Here is a 7,735-nt window from a genome sequence, read left to right on the forward strand (position 1 = left end):
TGCCTGAAAGGAAGCAAAAATCTTGTTTACGGATGACGCTTTCATAATTTGACCTAGGACGACCACCAGAAGTTTGTGAGTTTAGTTCGTTTGTTGCAGCGTTGTGTGCTTCGTTATCTTCAGGGTACCCATAAACGTGAGACAACTCATGGTTCAAAACATGCTGAAGATTAAAATTTTCATAGGAACCATCAATAGTAAGATATAAATGTCCTACATCAAATGTATTGATGTTAACAATTTTTGCCCCCATAATTTCCCTACCGCCAGAATAGGGACCATCTGGGTTGTTTGTTATGTTCACAAGCACAGTGCCAGGATTATCCTGCATCATAATCTGCCCGGCAGGGGAGTTGGCAAAATTCGTTAGAGTTGTTAGGATATTGATAGCTTCAACTTTTTGATCAAGACCAGTAGGCAAATAACCTGCTTGGAAGCGAACATCAAAGGTTGTGTTTCCAAATGTAAGCGCAGCTACTCCATCCGACAAGATTAAGTCAGCTATTACTTCAAGGGAAATTCCGTCACTCATTATTTACTCTTATGCAATTTTGTATTTTTTATCTATAATCTTAATGTTATATATTTTATAATTATCGACATTTGGAGGAAGTCCAAAATCTTCTTCCAAATTTTCAATAATACCCATAGCAGAACTTGGGGTTTCAAAGCCGGATGCGCTTTTTTGCTTGTTTGTTACTTCAAATATAAAATGGAAGGTGGTTGGTGTGCCAGTTTTATTAGGCAAGTCTATCTCAGCTTTATACTGTTTATCGAGCTGACATTCAGCATCGATACATGCTGCAGGAACTGAAACAAGAGCCCCCTTTTTTATGTATGTTATAATTTGAATTTCATTCATCTATTGACCTCAACTCTTTTGGGATCAGTTCAAGATTAAGCGCATCGACTATTTTTACTCTAGCTGTGCTTTCTATAAGCTACCACTATTTCCAATAATGGTAGATACGGGCCTCAGAATGTAAACCTATCGTTTGCCACTAAATCAACAACTACGCAAAAGTTGAGTGAACAGTAAAATTATTGGTTCCATTACAAAACTCATCGAGCTGTGCGATGAGATGAGTGTTATGTGGGGCGGTGATTTTTTTTGAGTTCTTTTAAAGACTGTCATTTTAGAGATGAAGTCGTTTGTGTGGGGGCGATGTAAGTGTTGTAGATACAGCGTCAGTAATCGAAATCGTAAGTATATTAACGCGAAGTATGGTCTTCGCGTTGAACATGCCACAACCCACTGATCGGATCGGAAGTATTCATTCGATACCCAAAAGACTGCGCTGGGAATGGCGTGATCCGCCTCCTTGAGCTAACCAACTGGGAAAGAACCTAACATTCACTATAAAACACACTAAGGCTCGCGATGAGGAATGAAATTGCCGCTCACTCTTTTGACGAGATCGCTCAACCATTAATTGAAACATCCGAATGTCCGGTAATGGCCCTCCAAGCTAGCTTTGGCTTTCTTCTAATCTGAGTTATCGCACTCGTGGTGAAAGTCCGCTTTGTCTCCAAAACTCACCCAACCCCCAACACCGTCAGCCCCACAATCCATCCATAGCTCACCACCACGCAAAACACCGTAATCGGGAGCATCCACCAGCAGAATTGCCAGAAGGTGAAGGGGGGGGCGCCGAACTTTTCGGCTTGCTGGACCACGATGACGTTGCTGGCAGCGGAGATGATGAAGAGGTTTCCGGCCACGGTGGAGATGCTGGAGAGCATCATGAAGGTACCAGTGCTGCCACCATCCAGCAGTTTCAGGTAAAGCTCGACTACCGGCACGTTGGAGAACAGCTGGCTCGCCCAGAAGCTCACCACAGCAGTTATCGTCAGGTCTGCCAGCTCTCCTTGCAAGGAGCCAAGCAGATATTGCAGGGAGCTGGATTGGTAGAGCGAGCCAGTGACGATAAACATGGCCACAAAGAAGATCAGCGTCGCCCAGTCCACCTCCTTGAACACCCGCAGGCGCTCATCTCCTGCCACATAGATCGGCAGGCAGGACAACAGCCCAACCCAGCCAAACGGCAGCGGGCCAAGGTGAAAGTACGTCCGCCCCAAACTATCGCCGGTTATGATGCCCACCAGCAGCACAACGGAAACCATCGCAGGCCATTGCCGCCGGCTCACCTCAACCGCTTCTGCCTGCGTTTCTACGTCTTCAGAGACCAACGCACTCTCATCCGATCCATTCTTTTTCACCAGCCGGTGGAAGCGGAAGAACACAGCCACAAGGCAGATCACGCCGGGCACCAGAGCCCACACAATGAACGTCGCCAGCATATTCTGAAAATTGGCGGCATTCACCACCAGAATGTTCTGCGGGTTGCCAACGGGTGAAACCATGGAGCCAACCGTCACCGCGGCACACAGTGTCACCAAAACCACCGCCAGTTTCCACTTGAAGGCACGGCTCAGGATAATAGCAATAGGCACCCCAATCACCGCCGCCGCATCATTGGTCAGCACCGCCGCACAAATCGCTGAGGCCACAATGAACCACAGCAGCACGACACCAGCATTGGCCCGCTTCAGCAGCATATCCGCGATTTCCTGCGAAAGACCGGTGTCATACAGCGACGAGGCAATGCTGAACACGGCAAACAGATAGAAGATCAGCTGCCAGTCCACCGCATGAAACGCAGCCACAGGCCTGATCTCCCCCAGCACCAACAGCACAATCGCGCCCATCAGCATGATGTGCCAGATCCGCACCATGGGCGGAAGCCACTGGCGCACCGCAATTCCGAGGAAAATGAGGGCGGAAACAGCAAGAGAAACCGACATGCCCCACCGTAGCCACCGTGGTTTGACAGCAGCTTAACCGCCACTTCGACAATAGACCAAAATCCTTGGGGGCTTGGAGAGAACTCTCACCTATTCTCAACGCAGATCACGCAACAATCCAGGGTCTCCATGAAACTCAACAAGGCAATGCTTTCGACGAACTTCTTCGCCGGCGATGTCGTGGGTGGAATTGGACCTTATCTTGCAATCTACCTGCTCACGGGCCTGCAGTGGTCCCCCGGCAATATCGGCATGGTCCTCGCCATTGGCTCGCTGACAACCGTCGCCTTGCAAACACCAGCAGGTGCCTTCATCGACAGCACCCGCAAAAAACGTCTGCTCCTCGCCTCCTGCGCCTTGCTCATCGGCTTCGCAACCATCTCGATCCTGCTGTTCTCGCAGTATCCGGCGGTGATTTACATCGCGCAGATCTTCATGGGCATTGCCGTCGCCTTCGTCGGCCCCTGCATCGCCGCCATAACTCTGGGCATATCAGGACCAGACCACTTCACTGTACAAATGGGCGCCAATCAGGCAGCCAACCACTCTGGCAATGTGTTTGCCGCCATTCTGGGCGCAGGTCTCGCACTGTGGATCTCGGCAGAAGGCGTGTTCTGGCTTGTTGCCCTCATGGCCGTCGGCATGGCCATCAGCATCGGCATGGTCAGCGGCTCGGCCATCAACCACAACGCAGCCCGTGGTGGCTTGCACCACACCCCCAACGATGGCGATGAACCATCCACCGTCAGCACCATCCTGGCAGACAAACGCCTGCTCACACTGGTGCTCTGCGTGTTCATGTTCCATTTCGCCAATGCTGCCATGCTGCCGCTGGTCGGGCAAAAGCTCTCGGTCAATTCCAACGTCAATATCGGCGTCGCCTTCGCGGCAACCTGCATCGTCGTGGCACAGTTCTGGATGACCATCATGTCCATCATCTGCGCTGCCAGAGCCGATATATGGGGCCGCAAGCCGCTCTTCCTGCTCGCCTTCTTCATTCTGCCCATTCGTGGCATGCTGTTCATGTGGCTGGAAGACCCCGTCGCACTCATCTCCGTACAGTCACTGGATGGCATCGCCAACGGCATCTTCGGCGTGATTATCCTGCTCATCGCTGCGGATCTGACCCGAGGCACAGGCCGCTTCAATCTGGTACAAGGCGCTCTCGCCGCTGTCGTGGGCATTGGTTCGGCTGCATCCAACCTGCTTGCTGAAGAAATCGTCCAGTTTTTCGGCTATTCTCCCGCCTTCATCACCCTTGCGGTTCTGGCCTTCATTGGCGGCACCATGTACCTGTTCCTGATGCCGGAAACTTTGCCAGCTCAAACAGATGAAGATGACGGAACAGCACCTCAACAAACGAGCTAGGACTTACGATTAGGTCACCTCAACTTTCGGGTGAAAACGCTGATTTATACGATTACTCTCTTTATTTACTGGTCCTCAAATACTTATGCTTATCTCGCAGATAAAAGAATGCGCTAGAAAACAAATGTTCAGGGCCTAAGGCGTGAATACAAATGAACGCGGACATGTTTTGAACACACAGTGCAGGCCAGTACTCGAATGATCGAAAAAGCCAGTAGAGAGCAGGTTCGTCGCCAAAACCGGTTCGTGGTGTTGTCCACGTTGCGGCGTCATACCACTCTGGCCCGTGTCGACCTTGGCCGGCTAACAGGTCTTTCTCTAGCCGCCGTCACCTCCATCACCGCTGATCTGAAGGACCGCGGCCTGATCACAGAGGTGGAAGAACAGCCCAATCCGGATGCCAACACCCGTGGCCGCCCACGCACCTATCTGCGTCTGCGTGATGATGTCGCCCATGTGGTCACTGTCAAGCTCTCGGTAGACCGTGTTTCACTTGCTCTGGTGGATTATACCGGCCACCAGCATGCCGAAGCCAAGTTCATGGTGGAATCCTCCGATATGGGCGGCGAAGCATTCATCGCCCTGCTCGCCCGCGAAATCAAAGCGCTGATGAAAACAGAGCCGCTTCGTGCCCGTAGCGTCATGGAAATCACCGTGGCAACGCAAGGCATCGTCGGTAAGCGCAACGGCTCCATCATCTGGTCGCCCACCATTGCAGAGCGACAGGTGGAACTCACAGCCAAGCTCTCCAAAACCCTCGGCATCACCTGCACGCTTTACAACGACACCAACATGATCGCCGAAGCCCTGCACCGGCAGGATGCTGAGAAATACAGCGGTAATTTTGTCGTGGTGTATATCGACCGCGGCGTTGGCATGGGCATCTTCATCAAAAACGCGCTCTACCGTGGCGAAACCGGAGCCGCAGCTGAATACGGCCACTCACCCTTTACGCCAGAAGGCGCGGCATGCAGATGTGGCAAGAAGGGCTGTCTGGAAGCCTACATCGCCGACTATGCACTCTATCGCGAAGCGCAGAAGCTGCCCAAGGAAACCTCTCCCTCCGCCATGTTCTATGGGCCGGAGTACATTCAGAACCTACGCGCAAGAGCCCGCATAGGTGAAGCGCAGGCGCAAAAGGTCTTCACAGATGCAGGTTTTGCATTGGGCGTCAGCCTCGCCCGCACAATCTCATTGCTGGACCCAAGCCGCATCGTCCTCACTGGCAAAGCCATGCAAGCCTACGACCTCTTCAAGCACGGCATGAACAAAGGGCTGGAAAGCGGCCTGCTGGCGCCACTGCTGGATTCAGTGAACCTTGAAGTCCTGCCATGGGACGAAGATTTCATCCTCCAGGGCCTCCTCATAAAAGCCCTGAAGCATCTGGATGAGGCACTGATCCATTAAGGCGTACTCCCGAAAAGTGGCTCCGGTTTTCAGATACGAGTACGCACGAAAAAAGCCGGCCCCAAAGGAACCGGCTTTCTCAAAACTCGCTTGAGCACGATTAGTTGCGGGACAGCATTGCAGAAGGCAAACCGCGCGCAATTGTGTGTGCAACAACAGCAGCAAGAGCAACCTTGATCAGATCACCCGGAAGAAACGGCAAACTGCCAACCATGATGGCTTTGTCGAGTGTCATACCAGCTTTATAGGCCAGCACCGGCACGCCAAGCGCATGCACCACAACAATGCCGCCAATCACGCCGGAAACAACCGCGCCAAACACTACATTCATGTTGCGCATAGCTTTCATGATCGCACCAGTGACAATCGCGCCAACAAAGTAGCCTGCCAGATACCCAGCTGTCGCGCCATAAAACACGCCGATGCCGCCACGGCCACCGGCCAGAAACGGCAAGCCAAGCGCCACCAGAAACAGCAGCAAAGCAACAGCAAGCCCACCACGCACCGGACCAAGCATCATGCCAGCCAGCATCACACCAAGCGACTGTGCAGTAATTGGAATTCCACCAGCAAGACCCAGCTCAATCTTGGGCACCAAACCCAGAGCAGCAATCAGCGCCGCATAAAATGCAATCTGAACAAGAGAACGATCGCTAGACATAGTCATCCTATCTATTTCTTATCACGGTCAAAGCCGTCAGCCCCACCTCGGGCTGTCAAAGCTTCGGCAACATGATCTGTCATTTTAATCGCGTGTAACGCAAATGGGGCAAGCAAGCGCCAGCTGTTGGCGTGGGCTGTTCTGGCTTTATACGCTTCTTGCAGCGACGCATAAACCGCCAGCAGCACCGGAACAAACCGGATAACCAAGGCTACTGCCAGCGAGACGCGTCTTGGGGAGATGCCAAACACACGCAGAGGCCGGAACAACGGTTCAACCGCATCCATCAAGGCCTCCATATGTGTTGTTATACTAATAAAGTTGGCAAGGAGCACCATCGCCAATAGACGCAACACAGCAATAATGCCCTGCTCAATATCGCCTAAAAACACATGCACCAGAAAGATGATCCCCATCATCCAGAGCAGTGGGCGAACCACCTTCACCTTCTCCAGCCCCCGCCGGCCAAGCGTCGCATACAGCGCAACCACAAACACCAGCAAAGCAGCAGAGAACCAAAGCGTATTGAACGGAATGATCAGCAGGCTCAGCACAAACAAAAAGATCAGCTTCACTCTGGCAGGAAGCTTGTGCGCCCAACTGTTGCCCGCCATGTAAAGAGAGATCATGCGCGCGCTACCCCTTCAAAATGAAGGTCCACACCAGAAAGCTCATGCGCCTGATAGTCTGCCAGCACATCCGCAGGCACACCAAACTGCTTGAGCTTACCGTCTTCAATCCAGAGCACTTTGTCATAGTCACTCAGCGCATCCAGCTCATGGCTGACAAAGAGGATCTGCTGATCCAGCTTCTCCAGCTTCCGTCGCAGTGCTGCTCGCGTCCGCAAATCCAGACTGGAAAACGGCTCATCCAGCACCAGCAGTTTCGGCTCCATGATGAGCACCGCCAAAATACAGATCAGCTGCTTTTGACCTTCAGAAAGCTCGTGAACTGGCCGCTCTCCCAGCTGCTCAATGCCATGGTCTCTCAACAGCGCAAGGCTCTGCACCTTTGCATCCGCTTTGCCCACCCCAATCTGGCGCAAGCCAAAGCTCAGCTCTTCCAGAGCGGTCGGAAAGATCAGCTGATGATCCGGGTTCTGGAACACAAACCCAGTCACCCGTGCCAGCTTCTTGGCCCCTTCCTCAGCAGAAACACCGTGAACCAGCAAAGAGCCTGCACTCACCGGCAGCAAACCATTCAGGCTGCGCACAAGCGTAGACTTACCAGACCCGTTCCGACCAATAATCCCAACCCGCTGATCCGGCAGCGCAACACTCAGATCACTGATGATCGTCGATCCGCTCCGATCAATGGAAACATGGTCAAAATTGATTGTTTTTGAAGTGTCGTTCACGCCGCAATATCACCAGCCAAAGGAGTTGCACTCCTATACACAATGCAGCATGCCAACACCACGGAAATCTAAGAGATCATGGCTGACCATCACGGCTCGACAAGCCTCTTCCTATGTGTCATGTCCGCGACCTTTTC

8 protein-coding genes are annotated in these 7,735 nt (G+C 52.4%); 2 read left to right on the plus strand and 6 right to left on the minus strand.

Features of this window, described 5'->3' with window-relative positions; all coding sequences use genetic code 11:
* The 3 genes from PsW74_RS21955 to PsW74_RS21965 all read right to left on the minus strand — a co-directional run.
* The coding region (locus PsW74_RS21955) for a hypothetical protein (RefSeq protein WP_193777980.1) at window positions 1-532 on the minus strand (532 nt) is incomplete at its 3' end.
* A 9-nt stretch (window positions 533-541) separates the two neighbouring features.
* Window positions 542-862: a hypothetical protein gene (locus PsW74_RS21960; RefSeq protein WP_063290398.1), complete on the minus strand. Its 321-nt coding sequence runs from the start codon at window positions 860-862 to the stop codon at window positions 542-544.
* A gap of 674 nt (window positions 863-1,536) precedes the next feature.
* Window positions 1,537-2,805, minus strand: coding sequence for an SLC13 family permease (locus tag PsW74_RS21965; protein ID WP_063290399.1), 1,269 nt, complete (start codon window positions 2,803-2,805; stop codon window positions 1,537-1,539).
* Between the two features lie 129 nt (window positions 2,806-2,934).
* Here PsW74_RS21965 and PsW74_RS21970 point away from each other — a divergent pair, with 129 nt between their 5' ends.
* Together PsW74_RS21970 and PsW74_RS21975 are read left to right on the plus strand one after the other, a co-directional pair.
* On the plus strand, window positions 2,935-4,173 hold the full coding sequence (locus PsW74_RS21970) for an MFS transporter (protein ID WP_063290400.1): 1,239 nt from the start codon (window positions 2,935-2,937) through the stop codon (window positions 4,171-4,173).
* A gap of 198 nt (window positions 4,174-4,371) precedes the next feature.
* Entirely contained in the window at window positions 4,372-5,580 is a 1,209-nt protein-coding gene (locus PsW74_RS21975; RefSeq protein WP_063290401.1) for an ROK family protein, read from the plus strand.
* 100 nt (window positions 5,581-5,680) lie between these two features.
* On the opposite strand, the gene PsW74_RS21980 is transcribed toward PsW74_RS21975, so the two are convergent.
* From PsW74_RS21980 to PsW74_RS21990, 3 genes are read right to left on the minus strand one after another with little or no spacing between them, the layout of a single operon-like run.
* Window positions 5,681-6,247 (minus strand): biotin transporter BioY, encoded by a 567-nt coding sequence (locus PsW74_RS21980; protein WP_063290402.1) that lies wholly within the window; start codon window positions 6,245-6,247, stop codon window positions 5,681-5,683.
* Window positions 6,248-6,252: 5 nt separating this feature from the next.
* Window positions 6,253-6,870 (minus strand): energy-coupling factor transporter transmembrane protein EcfT, encoded by a 618-nt coding sequence (locus PsW74_RS21985; protein ID WP_063290403.1) that lies wholly within the window; start codon window positions 6,868-6,870, stop codon window positions 6,253-6,255.
* On the minus strand, window positions 6,867-7,598 hold the full coding sequence (locus tag PsW74_RS21990; protein WP_063290404.1) for an ABC transporter ATP-binding protein: 732 nt from the start codon (window positions 7,596-7,598) through the stop codon (window positions 6,867-6,869). The genes PsW74_RS21985 and PsW74_RS21990 overlap by 4 nt, the downstream gene beginning before the upstream one ends.
* Between the last annotated feature and the right edge of the window lie 137 nt (window positions 7,599-7,735).

The sequence above is a fragment of the Pseudovibrio sp. W74 genome, assembly GCF_001623085.1.
GTDB lineage: Bacteria > Pseudomonadota > Alphaproteobacteria > Rhizobiales > Stappiaceae > Pseudovibrio.